Origin of the sequence: Campylobacter sp. W0066.1, from assembly GCF_024723635.1 — a bacterium.
Classification (GTDB): Bacteria; Campylobacterota; Campylobacteria; order Campylobacterales; family Campylobacteraceae; genus Campylobacter_D; species Campylobacter_D lari_C.
In genome coordinates this window covers 19,291-37,621 of record NZ_JANQCW010000003.1, presented here as the reverse complement: position 1 = coordinate 37,621, position 18,331 = coordinate 19,291, and the positions used below count along the sequence as shown (strand labels likewise).

Annotated in this window: 23 protein-coding genes and 2 pseudogenes; 7 read left to right on the top strand and 18 right to left on the bottom strand. The window is 28.8% G+C overall.

Annotated elements, in window-relative coordinates; translation table 11 throughout:
• Positions 1-9: 9 nt before the first annotated feature.
• Genes flgN through CAMP18497_RS01630 form a run of 8 tightly spaced genes read right to left on the bottom strand, consistent with a single transcriptional unit; the run spans position 10 to position 4,603 of the window.
• Complete coding sequence (gene flgN / locus CAMP18497_RS01665; RefSeq protein WP_337212244.1) at positions 10-444, bottom strand: flagellar export chaperone FlgN; 435 nt, start codon at positions 442-444, stop codon at positions 10-12.
• Positions 445-486: 42 nt separating this feature from the next.
• Entirely contained in the window at positions 487-693 is a 207-nt protein-coding gene (locus CAMP18497_RS01660; RefSeq protein ID WP_214125878.1) for a flagellar biosynthesis anti-sigma factor FlgM, read from the bottom strand.
• A 60-nt stretch (positions 694-753) separates the two neighbouring features.
• Positions 754-1,119: a rod-binding protein gene (locus tag CAMP18497_RS01655; protein WP_039617679.1), complete on the bottom strand. Its 366-nt coding sequence runs from the start codon at positions 1,117-1,119 to the stop codon at positions 754-756.
• Complete coding sequence (locus CAMP18497_RS01650) at positions 1,119-2,165, bottom strand: flagellar basal body P-ring protein FlgI (protein ID WP_263674797.1); 1,047 nt, start codon at positions 2,163-2,165, stop codon at positions 1,119-1,121. Before CAMP18497_RS01650 ends, CAMP18497_RS01655 begins: the two co-directional genes overlap by 1 nt.
• 57 nt (positions 2,166-2,222) lie before the next feature.
• Positions 2,223-2,879 carry an RsmD family RNA methyltransferase gene (locus tag CAMP18497_RS01645; RefSeq protein ID WP_337212242.1) on the bottom strand — a complete coding sequence of 219 codons (657 nt, stop codon included), beginning with the start codon at positions 2,877-2,879 and terminating at the stop codon, positions 2,223-2,225.
• Positions 2,872-3,267 carry a hypothetical protein gene (locus CAMP18497_RS01640; RefSeq protein ID WP_039640928.1) on the bottom strand — a complete coding sequence of 132 codons (396 nt, stop codon included), beginning with the start codon at positions 3,265-3,267 and terminating at the stop codon, positions 2,872-2,874. The genes CAMP18497_RS01645 and CAMP18497_RS01640 overlap by 8 nt, the downstream gene beginning before the upstream one ends.
• Positions 3,251-3,955, bottom strand: a complete 705-nt coding sequence (locus CAMP18497_RS01635) for a hypothetical protein (protein ID WP_337212241.1) — start codon at positions 3,953-3,955, stop codon at positions 3,251-3,253. Before CAMP18497_RS01635 ends, CAMP18497_RS01640 begins: the two co-directional genes overlap by 17 nt.
• 9 nt (positions 3,956-3,964) lie before the next feature.
• Positions 3,965-4,603, bottom strand: a complete 639-nt coding sequence (locus CAMP18497_RS01630) for a DUF5644 domain-containing protein (protein ID WP_263726446.1) — start codon at positions 4,601-4,603, stop codon at positions 3,965-3,967.
• Positions 4,604-4,701: 98 nt separating this feature from the next.
• Here CAMP18497_RS01630 and CAMP18497_RS01625 point away from each other — a divergent pair, with 98 nt between their 5' ends.
• The 5 genes from CAMP18497_RS01625 (at position 4,702) to fldA (ending at position 8,217) form a co-directional block, all read left to right on the top strand.
• Positions 4,702-5,523 (top strand): thiamine-phosphate kinase, encoded by an 822-nt coding sequence (locus CAMP18497_RS01625; RefSeq protein ID WP_337212239.1) that lies wholly within the window; start codon positions 4,702-4,704, stop codon positions 5,521-5,523.
• Entirely contained in the window at positions 5,492-6,625 is a 1,134-nt protein-coding gene (truD, locus tag CAMP18497_RS01620) for a tRNA pseudouridine(13) synthase TruD (RefSeq protein ID WP_337212322.1), read from the top strand. Before CAMP18497_RS01625 ends, truD begins: the two co-directional genes overlap by 32 nt.
• Positions 6,626-6,711: 86 nt before the next feature.
• Positions 6,712-7,029, top strand: coding sequence for a DUF2325 domain-containing protein (locus CAMP18497_RS01615; RefSeq protein ID WP_257395101.1), 318 nt, complete (start codon positions 6,712-6,714; stop codon positions 7,027-7,029).
• A gap of 3 nt (positions 7,030-7,032) precedes the next feature.
• Complete coding sequence (locus tag CAMP18497_RS01610) at positions 7,033-7,725, top strand: hypothetical protein (protein WP_337212238.1); 693 nt, start codon at positions 7,033-7,035, stop codon at positions 7,723-7,725.
• Positions 7,726-8,217 (top strand): flavodoxin FldA, encoded by a 492-nt coding sequence (gene fldA / locus CAMP18497_RS01605; protein ID WP_337212237.1) that lies wholly within the window; start codon positions 7,726-7,728, stop codon positions 8,215-8,217.
• A 29-nt stretch (positions 8,218-8,246) separates the two neighbouring features.
• On the opposite strand, the pseudogene CAMP18497_RS08285 reads toward fldA, so the two are convergent.
• The 10 genes and pseudogenes from CAMP18497_RS08285 to gap all read right to left on the bottom strand — a co-directional run.
• Positions 8,247-8,639 (bottom strand): annotated as a pseudogene (locus CAMP18497_RS08285) (methyl-accepting chemotaxis protein); the annotation flags it as partial.
• A gap of 945 nt (positions 8,640-9,584) precedes the next feature.
• Positions 9,585-10,244 (bottom strand): annotated as a pseudogene (locus CAMP18497_RS08280) (cache domain-containing protein); the annotation flags it as partial.
• A 132-nt stretch (positions 10,245-10,376) separates the two neighbouring features.
• Positions 10,377-10,784 carry a hypothetical protein gene (locus tag CAMP18497_RS01595; protein ID WP_337212235.1) on the bottom strand — a complete coding sequence of 136 codons (408 nt, stop codon included), beginning with the start codon at positions 10,782-10,784 and terminating at the stop codon, positions 10,377-10,379.
• Positions 10,777-11,487 (bottom strand): EI24 domain-containing protein, encoded by a 711-nt coding sequence (locus CAMP18497_RS01590; protein ID WP_337212234.1) that lies wholly within the window; start codon positions 11,485-11,487, stop codon positions 10,777-10,779. Before CAMP18497_RS01590 ends, CAMP18497_RS01595 begins: the two co-directional genes overlap by 8 nt.
• Positions 11,484-12,176: a dUTPase gene (dut, locus tag CAMP18497_RS01585; RefSeq protein ID WP_337212233.1), complete on the bottom strand. Its 693-nt coding sequence runs from the start codon at positions 12,174-12,176 to the stop codon at positions 11,484-11,486. Before dut ends, CAMP18497_RS01590 begins: the two co-directional genes overlap by 4 nt.
• A 12-nt stretch (positions 12,177-12,188) precedes the next feature.
• Complete coding sequence (locus CAMP18497_RS01580; RefSeq protein WP_337212232.1) at positions 12,189-12,734, bottom strand: ATP-binding protein; 546 nt, start codon at positions 12,732-12,734, stop codon at positions 12,189-12,191.
• A 125-nt stretch (positions 12,735-12,859) separates the two neighbouring features.
• Entirely contained in the window at positions 12,860-14,494 is a 1,635-nt protein-coding gene (locus CAMP18497_RS01575) for a hydrogenase small subunit (protein WP_337212231.1), read from the bottom strand.
• Between the two features lie 3 nt (positions 14,495-14,497).
• Positions 14,498-15,178 (bottom strand): triose-phosphate isomerase, encoded by a 681-nt coding sequence (locus CAMP18497_RS01570; protein ID WP_337212230.1) that lies wholly within the window; start codon positions 15,176-15,178, stop codon positions 14,498-14,500.
• On the bottom strand, positions 15,175-16,377 hold the full coding sequence (locus tag CAMP18497_RS01565; RefSeq protein ID WP_337212229.1) for a phosphoglycerate kinase: 1,203 nt from the start codon (positions 16,375-16,377) through the stop codon (positions 15,175-15,177). The genes CAMP18497_RS01570 and CAMP18497_RS01565 overlap by 4 nt, the downstream gene beginning before the upstream one ends.
• Position 16,378: 1 nt before the next feature.
• The gene (gene gap / locus CAMP18497_RS01560) at positions 16,379-17,374 is read right to left on the bottom strand and encodes a type I glyceraldehyde-3-phosphate dehydrogenase (protein WP_087700276.1); all 996 of its coding nucleotides are present in this window, start codon (positions 17,372-17,374) and stop codon (positions 16,379-16,381) included.
• A 59-nt stretch (positions 17,375-17,433) separates the two neighbouring features.
• Here gap and nadD point away from each other — a divergent pair, with 59 nt between their 5' ends.
• Positions 17,434-17,979, top strand: a complete 546-nt coding sequence (nadD, locus tag CAMP18497_RS01555) for a nicotinate (nicotinamide) nucleotide adenylyltransferase (protein ID WP_337212228.1) — start codon at positions 17,434-17,436, stop codon at positions 17,977-17,979.
• A gap of 13 nt (positions 17,980-17,992) precedes the next feature.
• Positions 17,993-18,322 carry a ribosome silencing factor gene (rsfS, locus tag CAMP18497_RS01550; protein WP_337212227.1) on the top strand — a complete coding sequence of 110 codons (330 nt, stop codon included), beginning with the start codon at positions 17,993-17,995 and terminating at the stop codon, positions 18,320-18,322.
• Positions 18,323-18,331 lie beyond the last annotated feature (9 nt).

Sequence of the window (18,331 nt, the reverse complement as noted above, 5' to 3'; positions counted from 1 at the left end):
ACTTAACCTTTAAACATTGATCTTAAATAATGAATCTGGAATTGTCTTATTATCTCCATAAGCATTATTTGTTCCATTTTGTTCAAACATTGTATTTAAGAGATTGTCGTAAAAATTTTTAATAATAAGAGCTAATTTAGCGTATTCTTTATTTTTTTGATGTAAGGTGTTTAAATTTTGCTTTAAAAGAGCAAGTTTTTCTTTATCTTCATCATCTAAAAGCTCATCTAAGCCTTTATTATTTCCTTGATTGCTAAGTTCTATTAAAGCCTTATCAAGATTTTTTTTAGCAATTTGAAAGTCATTTACAAGTTTAGTTTTTTCCTCTACGCTTTTGCTTACATGTTGGTGATTAGCAGCTTGAATTTGGGTTATATCTTCTAAAGTAAGATTGATGAGTTTTTCTAAAATAGAATTTGTTTTGTCTAGGTGTTGTTTAACCATTTTTTATCCTTTCTTAGGCACTAACCCAAAAAAGGATAAAAATTATAATAAAGAATCTGCTATTGCTTTAGAAGTGGCTTGTAAGTCTATTTTATACGCGCCATTTTTTATTTGCGAAGCAATCAAAGATGCTTTACTCTCTTCTACCTTTTGAGTTTCTTTTGCCTTGTTGTTTTCTTTGTTTTCTGTTTTATTTAAATCATTAGTAGCAACTTGAGCTACATAACTTTGATGTATAGGGTTTATCATTTTAAGCCTCCAGTTCTATTGAAAAACTCTAAGAACTATATCGACACTTAAAAAAATAACTTAACCCCTTTCTTTTAAATAATCAAATAATAATTTTGAAAAACCTAACCCCCCGCTTAATGCTTTACTCATAGTATCATTGTACATAGATGAATAAATTTCATCACTTGCATCTTTTCCAAATAAAGAGTTTTCTTGTTTTAAAGAAATATCCAAAACGCTTTTGATTAAAAAAGCTTCAAAAGCATCAGTTTGTTCTTTTAAAGCTTTATCTTCATCATTTAATGCTTGTATATGAGTTAAATCATTTTTAAAAGCACTATCTGCATAGTTTTTGGCAGCCTTGTAGCTATTGTTGTGTTTAGTAATACTTTCATAAAGTTCGCTGCTATAGTTTTTGCTCGCTAAATAATTATCAACTCTCATCATATCACCTCTAATTCAGCACTAATTGCACCAGCTCTTTTTAGATTTTGCATAATAGCTATGATATCATTTGGTGCTGCTCCAAGTTTATTTAACATTCTAGCTATATTTGCTACTGTTGTTTTATTGTTTGTGATTTTTAAAGTATTAGATACAGGATCTAAAATGCCACCATCTTTCATATCGATTTCATTTTGTCCTAAAGCTACGGTATTGTTTGGATCAATTTTTATCGTGATATCTTTATGGGTGATTAATATAGGTTCAACTTCTATATTTACACCTGCTACTATAGTTCCTGTTCTTTCATCGATGATCACTTTGCTTTCTGGAGTATAAGCTATATCTTGTTCTAATACTCTTGCCATAAATTCAACATGAGAAAATTCTTCAGGTTTTGTTAATTTTATAGTTCTAGAATCTAAAGCCTTTGCTATATCTGTATCAAAAATAGTATTTAAAACTCTTTCTATATTATTAGCCGTTTTAAAATCTGCTTCTTTTAAACTTAAAACCAAATCTTCACTTTGGCTAAAGTTTTGTGGAATTTCTCTTTCTACTACTGCACCATTGATAACATTTGCTGAGGTTGAGTGTGTTCCTGCTGCACCTGGTCTTGGACTAAGTCCGCCTATTGCTAAAGAACCTTGAGCTACTGCATAAATTTCTCCATCAACCCCTTTTAGAGCTGTCATAAGTAAGGTTCCACCTTGTAAAGATTTGGCATCGCCTAAAGAAGCTACACTTACATCAAGCTTATCCCCACTTCTTGCAAAAGCAGGAAGTTTTGCTGTAACCATTACTGCTGCTGTGTTTTTTGATTTAATATCGCCCGGGCTAATTTTTACATTCATACCTTGAAGCATATTTGAAATAGATTGTAGAGTAAATTCGCTACTTGTACCATCTCCACTTCCATTTAAACCAACAACCAAACCATATCCTATAAGTTGGTTATCTCTAACACCTACTACATTGGTAAGTTCTTTGATAGTAGCTGCAAAAACGCTTAGACTTAGTGCTAAGCTCAAAAATAATATTCTCATCGATTCTTCCTTTAATCTATGCTATTTTCATAAATTAAAGCAAAAAAAGTTCCAAATTTATATAAAGGAGTAAAAACTTAGAGTGGTTGAGCCAAATTTTTTTTCTTTTGTTTTTTCGTAATTTTGTATTTTAGCTGGAGTTTTAAAAGTGCTGTGATGTTCTATGATGATGATTTTTACATTTGAATTTTGTATATTTTCTATCAATTTTAAAGTTTTTTCATAAATATCAAAAAAACCTTCTCTAATATCAAAAGGCGGATCAAGATATAAAATAATATCTTCTTTAGAATTTTGAATAATTTGAGGAGTTTTTTTAAAAGTATCATCATTAAAACAAATGGTGTTTTGATCAATGTTGGAAGCATTTTTTAAAGCGATTTCATAAGCTTTCTTATCTTTTTCTATGGCATAACTTTTTAAACAACCATTACTTCTTGCCTCTAATGCCATTAAAGCACTTCCTCCAAAGGCTTCTATGAAAACCTTATTTTGTAAAGAAAAACGCAAAACATTAAAAACACATGATTTTACTATGCTTTTGGTGCTTCTTGTAGTGTCTAGACTAGGAAGTAAAATTTTTTTACCCTTATAGATTCCGCTTTCTATAGTGGTATAAATTTTTTGAGTTTGTTTTTTTGAGTTTGTTTTTTTATCTTCTTTGTAATTTTTTAAAAAATCTTTTACGCTTTGATATTCTTGTGTTTTATGCATTATTATTTTCTTCTTTGATGAGGTTTTTTAACTCTGTTTTGTAAAGATCAAATATCGCATCGATTTTTTCATGACTTTCTTGACGCAATTGCTCTAAAATGGCTTCACATTTTTGATTCATAAGTTTTTTCTCACGCATAGCAATCTTATAAGCAATGCTTTGCAAACTTGCATTGAAATCATTTAAGGCATTAAGCAATTCTTGCATATTAAAAGGAGGGGTTAAAAAATTTGATTTTTTATTGATGATGAATTGTGGTTTTTGTGTATTGATTTTTTCATCACAGACTAAAAAATCACAATCTTTTTTTAAAACTAAAAAATCTTTCAAGGCAATTTCTAAAGTTTTTTCTAAAATTAAATCTTTACATTCAAGAGCGATTTTCATTGATTAAACTCACTTTTAATTTGTGTTTTTTTAAAGTATATGGTACTATACCTAGGGCTAAATTTGCAAGCTCTGCAAAACTTAAAATATAAAAATCTTCAAAATTTCTATTTGAAATAGCTTGTAATTCTTTATAGCATTTGTCAAACATATAAAAAGAATAAAAATCCTCAACCACTAGAAAATCACAACCACTATCATAAGCATCTAACATTGTAGCAGCAGCACTTTTGAAAGCTAGCTCAGCATTTAAATTTAAAAATCCATAGCCACAGCTTTTGTATTTCCTTTCAAAATCTATTATATTTGCTTTAAGTATTTTAGTAAGTTTTAAAGAACAGCTCGCATTAGAAAATCCTTGATAAACACCTATATTAAATTGCTCAAAAAAATGTTTAATGTGTTCTTGTTTAAGATGCTTTAAAAAAACTTCTGGAGCATATTGAATTTTTTCAATTTTGCTCATAATTTCATAAGAGCTGTATTCGCAAGCTAAGATATTATCCTCATCCATCATCCTAGAATATTCATCTAGGATATCTTTTGGATCATAATCAATAATAAAATAATTTTTACCCAAAGGCCTTTCACATAGTGTGCTTTCAACACTGACTACATCTAAAGCATTTTTGATAATATCAAAATAACAAAATAAATCATTATTACTATTAGTATAAATTTTATACATTTTAATTCCTTAAAAAATACTTCTTGCAAGGCCTGATTTTACAAGCATAACTTTTAATTCTTTAATATAAGATTCATAATCAAGCTCATTTGATGAAATAAAATTTTTAAATTTAGTATGATAGTAAATCCCTTTTTCTTCATCTGCGACTAGTTTTAAAAATTGTGGTGCTTTTTCTGGGTATTTAAGTAGCATTTTATAAGCAAATATAAAAAAGCTATCTCCTAGATATTCAGGTAAAAATTCTCTAACTTCACTTGTATAATATAAAAAGTCATATTGTTTGTAAAGTTCTACATCGTGTATATCAATAAGTCCTTTAAAAAGCTCTAACTTTTCTAAAAAATCACTTTTATCCATGATTAAATCTTTGGTTGCTCTTTTGGTATCAAGTGGTTCTATGATGAGTTCTTTTCCAAATTTTTCAATGATATTATTTAAATCTCTTCTTTGTCTAATAGCGACTTGGTTGATTTTAATGCAACTTTCTGGATTTTCTTCAAAGTCAAAATATATATCATCTTTTTTCACTTGTACTAAAATATCATAAACACTTTTAAAATTTTTACTATCATAAACATAAGGTTTATAATAAGCTAAATAATCACTATCTTTATCAAAACGAAAAATTCTTAAAGTTATTTGCATATTTTAATCCTTGGTATTATTTTTCATTATATACATTTTAAACTTATAAAAATTTGATTATTATATAAAATTAAAAGCTTTTTGTATAAAATATTCACATGGATAAAGAAAAATTTATTATCAATGCCTTTGCTAATCCTATCAATGGAGATGATGGGGCAATCATCGATGGATATTGTTATTCTAAAGATTTATTTTGTGAAGACGTGCATTTTAAGCGCTCTTGGATGAGTTTAGAACAAATTGGAGCAAAGGCTATGCTTGTTAATATTTCTGATGCAATTGCTATGAATGCTACGCCAAAATATGCTCTTTTGGGGCTTTCTTTACCAAAATGTTTAGATATGAAACAAGTTAAAGCTTTGCAAAAAGGCTTGCTAGATAGTGCAAAAGAATTTGGAGTACAAATTATAGGCGGAGATACTATAGCAGATAATAAAATCAATATTAGTATAACTATTATTTCTAAAGTAAATAAAAAGGCTATTTTTAGAAAAGGTTTGAAAAAAGGAGATTTGTTTGCTTTTAGTGGAAAATTAGGCGAGAGTTTAAAAGGTTTAAATATATTATTTCGCGGTGGAAAATTGCATTCTAAACATCGTTTTATAAAACCTAGTTTGAGACAAAAATTTTTTTATGATATAGCAAAAAAAGTTAGAGTGAGTATGGATATTTCAGATGGTTTAAATAAAGACTTATCAAGAATGTTATTTCAAAACCAACTTAGTATAAAATTTTTTAAAAAATTAGATAAATTTAGCTTAAATAGTGCAGAAGAATATGAAATTTTATTTGCTTTTGATAAAAAACATAAAGCATTTATACAAAATATGGCAAAAAAACATAGAATTAAATTAAATATTTTTGCAAAAACAACAACAGGAAGGTATAAATTTTATGGAAGAGAACATCATTTTTAAACCCTTATATGCTTTAAAACATAGCCCGATAAATGTGTATTTTTCGAAAAATAGTAATGATTTTGTAGTAAGAGAAAAGCCTTTGTATGAATTTAGTGGAAAAGGTGAACATTTAATTTTGCATATACAAAAAAAAGATCTTAGCACTAGTGAAGCTTTGAGAATTTTAAGTGAGCAAAGTGGTGTTAGAATGAGAGATTTTGGTTATAGTGGTTTAAAAGATAAACAAGGCTTAACTTTTCAATATATTTCTATGCCTAAAAAATTTGAAGAAAGCTTAAGAAATTTTAAACATGATAAGATGAAAATTTTAGAAACTTTTTATCATGATAATAAACTTAGAATAGGGCATTTGAAAGGAAATTCATTTTTTATAAGATTAAAAAAAGTTTCTAAAGTAGATGCTTTAAAAATAGAACAAGCTTTTAAAAATATTCAAGAACAAGGTTTTGCTAATTATTTTGGATATCAGCGTTTTGGCAAATTTCAAGATAATTTTTCACAAGGATTAGAAATTTTAAAAGGCAAAAAAATCAAAAATAAAAAAATGCAAGAATTTTTAATTTCTGCTTTTCAAAGTGAGCTTTTTAATAGATATTTGAGTAAAAGAGTGGAATTGTCACATTTTATTAATGACTTTAGTGAAAAAGAAATAAAGCAAATTTATGGCTTAGAAAAAGAAGAAATCAAAAGTTTAAAAAATCAAAAGCAGTTTTTTAAACTTTTAAAAGGTGAAGTTTTAGGGCATTATCCTTTTGGTAAGTGTTTTATATGTGAAGATTTATCAAGTGAAGTAGAAAGATTTAATCAAAAAGATATTAGCGCAATGGGTCTTTTAATAGGCTCTAAAGCTTATGAAGCAAATGAAGGTCTAGCTAAAAAATTAGAAGAAGAGATTTTTTCTTTTGCATATGAGTTTAAAAATAAAATGCAAGGCTCAAGACGCTTTATGTGGTCTTATTTGCAAGATTGCAAAAGTCATTATGATGAAGAAAAAGCTCATTTTACTTTGGAATTTTTCTTGCAAAAAGGCTCGTATGCAACGGTGGTTTTAGAAGAAATTTTACATACAGATATCTTTGAACAAAACCATAATATATAATTTAAAAATTGATATTGAGTATCAGTTAAAATTTATCTTTTATAAATTATAATAACAATTATCATTTTTATAAAAAGGAAAGCTCAATGTCAGTTTTGGTTATCGGAGCAGATGAAATAACTCCAATTAAGGCAGTTTTAACAAATCTAGGTGCAAAAAATATAGAGCATTGGGATGCTAGAAATGAAAATAGGGTAAATAGAAAACCCATTCCACAAAATACTGAATGCATAGTTATGCTGACTAGTTTTTTAAATCATAATACTATGAAAAAAATCAAAACAGAGGCAAAAAAACGCAATATACCTTTAGTTTGTGCTAAACGCAGTGTAAGTTGTGTTTATTGTGAGTACTGTAAAGTTTTTGGACTTGATCAAACATATGAGTGTGCAAAGAAGGCTTAGTGTATGTTTGGATTTAATGAAAAAGAGGATTTTATACCTAAAATATTTAGAGTTTTAGAACAAAAAAGTATTAATCATATTTTTTTAAATTTATATAATTCCTTAGTTGAAGATGATCTAAAAATACCTTATGTCTATGCAAAAAAAGCTGACTGTTTGAGAAATATTTTTGAGCTAAAAATTCAAAATATGAGTGCAGAAAGAGCTTTGAGGTTTAATAAAGTGAGGCGATTTTGTCCATATTCTCATAAAATCATCAAAGCTTATAAAGAAGGAAATTTAAGTAAAATACAGCTTGAAGCAAAGAAACCAAAATATGCTTTAGCTAAATTAATACAAAATGTGTTTTTATCATCTAGTTTTACTTTACCTTTGCAAGTAGCTTTTGAGGCTTTTGTGTATGATAAAATTTGCAAAAGCAATACCAAATCCAAAGTAACAATTTACAAAAACATTATTATTATCAATGAAAAAATGGCGGTTATGCCTTTATTTTATAAAGATAATAATAAAGATATAGAGCTTGCTTTACAATTTATAAAAGATAATTCTTTTGAAAGATTTTATATTGTGTATCCAAGAAATAAAAATTTCACTCAACATGAAGAAATAAGACATAATTTATGTGAAAATAACAAAACTTTGCTAAAATTAGTTCCCTATACTATTAATAATCAAATTTTAAGGAGATGTTAAATGTCAATAGCAGTAATTTATGGTAGCTCTATGGGTAATACTGAAAGTGCAGCAAATATGATTGCTCAAAAATTAGGAATTTCTGATGTATTAAATATCGCAGATATTAATGCAGAAAAAATTAATTCTTATGATAAATTAATTTGTGGTACTTCTACTTGGGGAAGTGGAGATTTTCAAGATGATTGGGATGGTTTTGATTTTTCTGCTTTAAATCTTAGCGGTAAAACTGTTGCGGTTTTTGGTATGGGAGATAGTGAAAGCTACTCAGATACATATTGTAGTGCTATGGGCAAACTTGCTCAAGCTTTAAAAGCAGCAGGCGCAAATTTAGTTGGTGCTGTTTCTACAGGTGGTTATACTTTTGAAGCAAGTGATGCAGTGGAAGGTGATAAATTTGTAGGACTTGCATTAGATAATGATAATCATGAGGATTTAACTGAAAGTAGAATTGAAGCTTGGTTAGAGCAAATTAAACCTTCTTTTTCTTAAATATTAGATGCCTTTTAGGCATCTAATATTTAAAATTTTCTTTTTTTAGTTTCACTTAGTATATCTTGTGCTAAAGAATCTACTTCATTTGCAATAGCATTAGTTTGTATGGCTGTTTGAGAGTTTTGTTGTGTGAGCTTTTCTATAGTAGCTACCGATTCGTTAATTTGACTGATATCGTTTGCTTCTTCTTTTATAGATTCACCCATATCACTTATAGATTGAGCCAAGATATTAGTATTTGCTTCTATTTCACCTAAAGACTTTTGAGTTCTTTCTGCTAGATTTCTAACTTCATCAGCAACAACAGCAAAGCCACGTCCGTGTTCTCCTGCACGCGCTGCTTCAATAGCTGCATTTAATGCAAGCAAGTTGATTTGCTCAGCTATATCTGAAATTACTGTAGTAACACTTTTAATATCATTGCTTTGTTTTACAACATCTTGCGCTTTAATAGAGATTTCACTCATGGCTGAGTTCATTTGTTCTAAAGCTCTTGCACTTTCTTGTAGTGATGAGGTTTGATGTGTGGCATCATTGGTAAGTTCTTGCATACTTTGTTTGAGTGCTTCAGCCTTTTGGTTTAATAATTCACCTTGATTAAGTGATTGTGAGAGCATGTTTTTGATTTCATTTCCAAGTGCATTGATTGCTTTTTCAACATCACCTTTTGGTGTGTTGATAGCTGCTGTAAAATCTAAATGTTTGTAGCTATCAAACACAGCTTGAATTTCATTTAAATCACTACCGATTTTTACTTGTAAGGTAGTAAGCATTTTGTTTAAAACTTCTATAAGTTCTTGAATTTGAGGATTATTAGCATGAGAACTAATATGTAAATTAAGCTCACCTGTTTCTATTTTTCTAGCAACATTTACAGATTCATCAATAGCTTTTGCGTCTTTGCTTAAGGCTTCTTTGATTATTTCGATATTTTCATTAATTTCATCTGCCATTTTTCCAAATTCATCCTGGGTTTTAAGTTTGATAGGATGAGAATGAGCATCTTTATGATTTAAATAATTAAAGAAATTATGTAAGCCTGATGAAATGATTGCAATTGGTTTAAGATTGTAAGAAATGATCATTCTAATGAAAATCAAAGTAATAAAAATAGCAATTAGAGAAATGATGATTTGCTCCATTAGGGTTTGCTCGGCCGCATCACTGTAAAAATCATAATCAGCTATAGAGCAAATGGTGTATTTTGGATTAATACTACCATTACAAATTAAAGCTTTAGTTCCTTCTTCTTTGGTTTGAATTTTAAAAATATCCTTGGAAAGAACTTTATTTGCACCTTCGGGTGTTTTAAAATAACTCGAAATAATATCTTTACTAATTTCAGTTGAAGTTAAGATTTTAGATGAATCGGTGTGAAAAAGATAAGTTCCATCATGAGCCAAAACCGCTGCATGAGAATAAGGTGTTTTACCTATAGCTAAAACTTCTTCTGAGAATTTTTTCAAATCATAATCAGCAGCGACCACTCCTATAACTTTTCCATTTTCTATAATAGGACTAGCATAAGAAATAGTTGGTTTTTTCATGCTAGATGATATGTAAGGTTCTGTTACAACTAATTCCATTTTTTCTTTAGCTTCCTTATACCATCCTCTAGCCCTAGGATCATATCCACTTTCTGGAGTTTGGTTGTTACCGTTAGATCTAAACATAGATCCATCCTCAAAACCTACATAGGTTAAATCAAAACCTAAAGAATCCCCTATAGATTTTAATAAGCTAGTGTATTGTGCTGAATTTAGATTGTGTTTGTTTTCTTTAATGTATTTTGTTAAAGAATTAATCACATTACGTCTATCACTTGCGTATAAGTCAAATCTTTTACTCACATCAAAAGCAACTTTTTGTTGAAACTGAACTAATAGTGTATGGCTATTGGATTTAGATTTTACATAGTTAAAAAAACCTAAAACACATAACAAAACTACAACGAAAATACAAACCAAGAAGGCTATTTTGTTAGAAAAATTACCTAGTAGGTATTTCTTAATGGAAGAGAGCATTTTTTCTCCTTAAAAAGCCTAAATTTAAGACTTTATGATGATAATAATATATGTGATTTTATTCAAAAAATATTTAAAATTTTATAAAAAATATTTATTTTAATTAAAAAATATTATATTTTTGAATTATTTTTAAATAAAAAATTCTAATTTTTTAGAAAGTAAAATTTTATTGTCAGTGTATTTTGCCCATTGTATATTTAAAGCAAAAATACAAGCTTGTGCAAGTTTGGCAAAAGGAAATTTTTCATAGTATATTTTTTCTTGCTCTTTGGTGGCTTTTTGGAAAAGAGCTTTGATTTGCACTCCTTTAATAAGATTGATGATATTTGTATCTAGCGCTATATTAACTGCTACTTTGGGAGATTTATAGGCAAGTTGAATGTGTTTGGTGTGTTCTTCACTAGCAAAAATTAAAGCAAAATTTTTATCATCAAAAGCATAATAACAACTTGCACAATATACTCCACCATCATCATCAAGCATACTTAAATTTAAAAGTTTTTGCGAGTGAATAAAATTTATAATTCTTTCATCCATTATTTTTAGCTTTGATTTTTAAGATTTTTTGATAGCATAAATGGCTTAGGAAAATCACATAAAATACTTGTAAGAATAAACCAAGTAAAGGTATGCTTGATAAAGCAAAAAAGATCAAAGTGATGATTTTAAAGTATAAGGGTGATGAGTTTTTATAAAAATCATCAAAGTTATTTTTATCTAAAACGTTGCTTAATACATCTAATAATAAAAGTTTATGAAATAAATAATAAAATACTCCATAATAAATCACAATGCTAATAAAAGGTATAACTAATAAGAAAGTAGCTACTACAAACAATACGCATGAAATGAGTAAAAATTTGAATGTTTTAAGTAAAACCTCTAAAGAATTTACTTCTTTTTGTATGGAATAGTTGTAATATTTTTGATTGATTTTTTTCACAATATAAGGAGTTAAAAAAGAAATTATAAGCATAGTAAAAAACACTGAGGCAAATACCACTATGAAAAATCCACCTATGGCACTTAAAAATGCAAGTGAAAATTGCACTATAGAAAAGCTAAAAAACCAAGCCATAAAAGATCCGCTAACCACATCTTCTATATAAGAAAAGAATATATCATAACTATAATATACAAGCAAGGCAAAAAGAAACAAACTAATTAAAAAAGGTAAGAGAGAAAATTTTAAAAAAGGCTTGCTAAGAAAATCTTGCAAGCTTAGGTATAGTATATTCATTTAATTTGATTGTAATTTTCTTGAAGCTTTTGATAAATTTCTTTATAATCTAGTGTTTCTTTTAAAATTTGATTTAAAACTTCATTATCTTCTGTGCCATTCCAAGTTTTTTTATAAGTGCCTTCTTTGTAGCCATTTTCTTGTCTGAATTGATTTAAAATATTTTTTCCAATATAGGTTTTATAAAGCTCAAAGAAATTTAAACCACATTTTCTAGCTAAAACAAAATACACACTTAAAAGCTCACCTAAATCATAATCAAAACCACTGCATTTATGGATAATAAGCTCAATATCATTTAAAATTCCATAGATATCTGCTTCATTTGGATTAGAAGTTTCTTTGCAAAAATCATCAAAAAAAGTCACAGAAGAAACTTCTTCTGCGATAAAATTTTTATCATTGATTTGTTTTTCTTTATATTCTTCTAAAATCAAACTTAAAATAAAATGCCATATATCTACTATTTCAATACGTACATTATCCCAGTTTGCAGGAGTGTGTATGCTTTTCCAGTGCTTCCAAGCAAAAGAATCAATAAGCTCAGCACACTCCATGTAAATACATCTTCTAAAACTAATCAATTTACCTTCTTTGGTATAGCCATTTTCCCAACCTATACCATTGGTGTCATCATTTAATTTTTGCTGGAGTTCTAGCATGCTTTTTAAAATATCTTTTACTTCCATTTTATTTCCTTTTTAAGCATAAAATCCAAATTCTTTATTATCTTCTTCTTTTTCTTCTTTTTGCTTGTTATATTGTTCCCAAATTTCTTCTAATAATTTAGCACTATCTTGGAAAATTTGTTTTTTAATATCTTCAAGATCAGTTTTATTCATTTCTTTGTTTAAACTCTTATCCATGGTATTAAATAACTCATGTAAAGTAGCTTTTTTATGTTCTTCATTTTTTGCTTCAGGTAAGGCATTGCCGATTTTCATTGCAGTGGTGATAAGCTCTTTTGGTTTTAAAGTTCCTACTCTTGAATTTTTCATAAATTCATCGATTTGAGGTTGTACTTTGGCTACTGCTTCTTTTATTTCTTCAATTTCTTCTTGTGAAAGTTTGGTTCCATTGTATGAGAATGAAAAACCAAATTGATTTCTAAGACTTAAAGAAGCTGAGTTGCCATCTTTGTCTAATTTTGCTTCTTTTTTATCATACATAGAAAAAGAAAGATGATTGCCATTTTTTGTTTTAATATCCATAGAAAAATTTTGAGAATTATAACTAGAAATTTGCATAACATTCCTTTCAAGTCAAGATAAAGCTATATCGTCAAAATAACTCAATCTTAAACAAATTTGCAAAGTTTTTATACTTTGCAAATTTCAAATATTAGGGAGATAAATATTTTAACATTAAGTCTTTAAATGCTCGTTAAATCCCAAAATAATTTTAATAATTTTTCATTTTTTGCACATATTAAAATTTGCTCTTTATTATGTGTCTTTTTACATGCTTTTAAAGCTTGTTTTAAATGTTCTTTTAAAGAAAAAATCAACCCAAAGGCAACGGCTTCTTTATCTAAGCCACCTAAAATATAAATCAAAGGCATACGCATAGATTTAGAAACATCAAGCTTTGCTTGTTCATTAATTGTGGTTTTAAAATCAAATTTGCTAGGATGTTTAAACTTATAAGCTAAAGCAAGATCTAAAAACTCATCTAAATGGTTTAATTTTTTTCCGCTAATAAAAGGATATATAAAATAAAATAAATCTAAGATATTATTGCTAATTTTGCTTTCATCACCATAATTTTCTTGTATAAAATCATAATATGTTTTAAATTGCCCTTGGTAATTTTGCACTAAAGTCATAGCCATTTTGGTTTTTGCGAAATTATTTAAAAAAACTTTAGGATTAGCTTCAAAACTAAAATCTAAAAAATTAATCTTTGTATCATTTTGATAAAAAATCCCACTAGTATCACTTTCTAAATCTAGTAAAATATTATCTGAATTAAGCTCATTGTTAGAACTATTATGAATTATTTTATCATCTAATATAATAGAAAAATCATTATAAGCAAATTCATTACTCATAGGTTTTTCATAAAAACCAAAATCATCCCAAAAATTCTCTTCACTACAAGCAATACAACCATGTCCTGCGGCTACTGGCCAAGAGGTTTTGGAATTAAATTTAACCTTAGGGCAATTATTATAAGCATAAGGTCCTTTGCAGCCTACCTTAAAAAGACAATAACCTTGTTTTATATTCTCATCATCAAAACTTTGAGCAAAATTTCCTGCTTCAAATTTAGCTTTTCTTTCACATAAATCATGCAAGCATTTTCCATAAAAGGCTAAAGGTCTATTTTGCTCATCTAAAGCCATGTCTTGTTCAAATAATATATAAAAGCAAAGCGCTGCGATGATATTTACATCACTTGGGGGACAACCTGGTATATTGATTACTTTTTCTTCTAAGACTTTAGAAATTCCTATGCTTTTGGTAGGATTTGGATGTGCAGCTTGAATTCCTCCATAGCTTGAGCAAGTTCCCATAGCAAAGATTGTTTTAGCATTTTTAGCACATTTTTGTAAAATTTCATATCCATTTTCACCGTGTGCTCCTATAGTTAGATAAAAAGGATCTATAGCACAAACCCCACCTTCAACAGCTAAAAGAAAATCTTTTTTTTCTAAAATTTCTTCTAGATGTGATTCTGCTTGATGTCCGCTTGCGCTCATGAAGGTTTCATGGTATTCTAAAGAAATAAAATCAAAAATCAGATCTAAAAAGTCAGGCAATGAAGTTCTAAGCAAACTTTCACTACACCCTGTACATTCACTTAAATGAAGCCATATGAGGCTAGGTGGGGTGTGAAGTTGAAAATATCTATGCGCTAAAGGGCTAAAATCATTTGGTAAACCTAAAATTTTAATAATAGAATTTATAGCCTCTAATGAGATATTTTTTTCTTCTTTGTGTGAGTTTTCCAATAGAGCGATTTTATGCTCTAATATGCTTTTTAGTTCTTCATTGCTTAAAGACATTTTTTAACCTTTAGCTATTTGTATCATATTTAAAAAATCACTTGCATTTAATGCAGCTGAACCTATTAATACTCCATCACAATTTTTTAAAGCACAAATTTCTTTAATATTGCTTTGATTAACACTTCCACCATATAAAAGCTTAGCGTTAGTAAATTCTCTTAAAAAATTAAGTATGGTATTAATATCATCAAGATTAGCACTAACTCCTGTGCCTATAGAATAAATAGGCTCATAAGCTATGATAAGTTTTTTATAAGATAAGTCAATATTTTCTATTTGTTTTTTTAAAAAATCCAAACTTTTGTTAGCATTTTTAGTTTCTAAACTTTCGCCTATACAATAAATAATATCAAAATCAAGATTTTTTGCAAAATCAAATTTAGCCCTTAAAAAACTTTCATCTTCCTTTAAAGCTCTTCTTTCAGAATGGCCTATTAAAACGCTTTTGATATTAAATTCTTCTAAGTGAATTTTACCTATTTCTCCAGTATAAGCTCCATTTTCGCAAGGGTAGAAATTCTGCGCGCCTTGTTGAAAGGAAAAATTTTCTTTTAAAAAAGCTATACTAGGAGGGAAGATGAAAATTTCATCTTCTTTGTTTAAATTTTGGTTTAATTCTTGAGCATAAAGTTCAAAACTTGATCTTGTATGATTGCACTTTAAATTTGCTGCAAAAATCATTCATTATCCTTTATGGTTAAAGGTTTTACACCAGGAAGTTCTTTTCCTTCTATAAGCTCTAATGATGCTCCACCACCGGTTGAAATGAAAGTCATCTCATCAGCATCACCTGCTCTTGCTACAACATCAGCAGTATCACCACCACCTATTACAGTTGTTGCATGAGATTCGCTAATATAATGACTCATTTTAATACTGCCTTTTGAGAATTTATCGATTTCAAAAACTCCCATAGGCCCATTCCACCATATAGTTTGAGCATCAGAAAGTGCTTCTTTAAATAATCTTACACTAGCAGGACCTATATCAAGTCCCATCCAACCCGCAGGAATTTCTTGTACAGGAGTGTATTTCATCACTGCTTCTTGAGAGCAAGTTTGTGCTGCTGTAACATCCACAGGAAGATAAATTTTCACCCCTAGATTTTTACCCTTGAGTAAGATTTTATTTGCTTCTTCTATTAAATCTTCTTCTAAAAGAGAATTTCCTATATCATAACCTTGAGCTTTTAAGAAAGTAAAGGCCATACCACCACCTATGATGAGCTTATCTACTTTTGGAAGTAAGTTAGTCAAAGCTTGCAATTTCCCACTTACTTTAGAACCACCTACTACAGCTACAAAAGGACGCGCAGGATGTTTGATAAGATTGCTTGCAAATTCTATTTCTTTTTGGAGTAAAAATCCCGCACCTTTGTTTGCATTATCAAAGTATTTTGTAATAGCTTCAACGCTAGCATGGGCTCTATGACAAACCCCAAAAGCATCATTAATATAAACATCAGCCATAGAAGCAAGTTCTTTAGCTAAGTTTTCATCATTCTTAGTTTCACCCTTTTCAAAGCGTAAATTTTCTAAAAACAAAATTTCACTTGATTTTAATTCACTAGCTTTTTTCTTTGCATCTTCACCTATAACATCTTTAGCCATGATGACTTCTTTAGCCATTAAACGCGCAAGTCTTTTTGCAACCGGCTCTAAAGAATATTTTGAAGCTATTTCTTTTGGACGCCCTAAATGTGAAGCCAAAATAACTGCACAACCATTGTCTAAACAATATCTTATAGTAGGGATAGCTGAGCGAATACGACGATCATCGGTAATATTTAAAAACTCATCTTGAGGAACATTAAAATCACATCTTATAAATACTTTTTTCTTTGCAAGATCAATATCTTTAATCGATAAAATACTACTCATCTTAAGCCTTTGCCACAAATACTGCCATATCTACTAAACGAGAAGAATATCCCCATTCATTATCATACCAAGCAACCACTTTAACAAAATCATCGCAAATCACTTGAGTTAAATCACTTGCTACAATCGCACCATAAGAGCATGTTATAAAATCACTTGAAACTCTTTCTTCATCATCAACCAATAATATACCTTTTAAATTACTAGCAGCTGCTTTTCTAAAGGCTTCGTTGATTTCTTCTTTACTTACTTTTTTCTTTAAAGTTGCAGTTAAATCCACAGTTGATACATCAGCTACGGGCACACGCATGCTTTGACCATGTAATTTTCCATCAAGTTCAGGCATAACAAGCTTCATAGCTTTTGCTGCACCAGTTGAAGTAGGGATGATATTTTGTGCAGCAGCACGCGATCTTCTTTTATCTCTAGCTTTTGCATCAATAATGCTTTGTCCGTTTGTATATGCATGAATGGTTGTCATTAAACCTTTTTCTATGCCAAAATTATCTTGTAAAACTCTACAAATTGGACCTAAACAGTTAGTAGTACAACTTGCATTTGAGATAATGTTTTCGCCTTTGTATTCGTGAGCATTTACCCCTAAAACATAAGTTGGAGTTTTATCTTTTGCAGGTGCGCTCATGATAACTTTTTGCACCCCATGATCTAAAAATCCTTGACATTTTTCCATAGTTAAGTGTGCACCAGTGCATTCTAAAACAATTTGTGCACCATATTTTGCAAAGTCTAAATCCGCTACATTTCTGCTTTTTAAAACTTTTATTTTTTTATTATCAATTATTAAATCATCACCTTCATTTTCAACACTACCATCATATACCCCATGAACGGTGTCATATTTAAAAAGATATTTAGTAAGCTCTATATCAGTAGTATCATTAATCGCTACAAGCTCGATATCATCGCGCTTCATAATAATTCTTGCAACACATCTTCCAATGCGTCCAAAACCATTTATTGCAACTTTTACAGCCATTTTCATTTCCTTTTTATGATTAAGTAGGTAAAATTCTACTAAAAAAAGGTTAAATTTTAATGAAAATCGCACTTTTTGGTGGTAGTTTTGATCCACCTCATTTAGGGCATAATGCTATAGTCTTTAATGCACTAGCAAATTTAGAGCTTGATAAACTCATTATTATGCCAACTTTTATTAGCCCCTTTAAGCAAGAATTTACCGCAAATGAGCAAAGACGCTTAAAATGGTGTGATATGATTTGGGGAGGTTTGGAAAAAGTTGAAATTTGTGATTTTGAAATAAAAAAACAAAGACCTGTGCCTAGTATAGAAAGTGTTGATTTTTTGTATAAGCAATATGAAATTTCTAAGTTTTATCTTATTTTGGGAGCTGATCATTTACAAAGTCTTGAAAAATGGCATGAATTTGAAAGATTGCAAAATTTGGTAGAATTTGTTGTAGCTAAAAGAGATGGTATTTTTATACCAAAACATTTTAAAACCTTAGATATTAAAGTAGACATTTCTTCCTCTTTTATAAGACAAACCTTGCAAACATCACAAGTTTGTGAGCAAATCAAAGAAGAAGTTAAGCTTTATTATTCTAAATTTAAAAATATTTAACAAAAGGAAAACAATGCAAGAAAGAATTAATAGTATAGTGCAAATTTTAGATGATAAAAAAGCAGATTTAATAGAAACTTTTGATATGCAAGATAAAGATTATTTTGTTAAATTTGTAGTGATTGCTACTACTATGGGAGAAAGACATGCGCTTTCTTTGATTGATGATTTAAAAATTAATCTTAAAAGCAAGGGTGAAGAGTTTTTAAATATAGAAAGTAGTGAAGAATGGACTGTGCTTGATTTAGGTGATATTTTGATTCACTTAATGAGTGAAACTTATAGGGCAAAATATAATATAGAAGAATTTTTAAAAAGTTTAAACAAAGAAAATCAAAACTAGGAAATAAAA